1 protein-coding gene is annotated in these 263 nt (G+C 73.4%); it reads left to right on the plus strand.

Going from position 1 to position 263, the window contains the following annotated elements; translation table 11 throughout:
• The coding region (locus ACSNOK_RS34685; protein ID WP_436784689.1) for a zinc-binding dehydrogenase at positions 1 to 244 on the plus strand (244 nt) is incomplete at its 5' end.
• Positions 245 to 263 lie beyond the last annotated feature (19 nt).

Here is a 263-nt window from a genome sequence, read left to right on the forward strand (position 1 = left end):
GGTCGAAGACGCCTCCCGGATCGCGTCGGTGGCGGACATGGCGGCCGCGGAGATCGGCGGCACGTATGTCTTCGTCCGCCCCGACACGGCGGACCTCACCGCGCTCGGCGACCTCGCCGACGCGGGAAAGCTCACGGTGCCTCTCGACGCGGTGCTGCCCCTGGCCGAGGCCGCCGAGGCGTTCCGCCGCAGCCGCGAGGGCCGCACCCGCGGCAAGATCGTCCTGGAGATCCCCTCTTCCTGAGGCGGGATTCCTCCCGAGG

This window comes from Streptomyces sp. URMC 126, from assembly GCF_051386555.1.
In the GTDB taxonomy this organism is placed as follows: domain Bacteria; phylum Actinomycetota; class Actinomycetes; order Streptomycetales; family Streptomycetaceae; genus Streptomyces.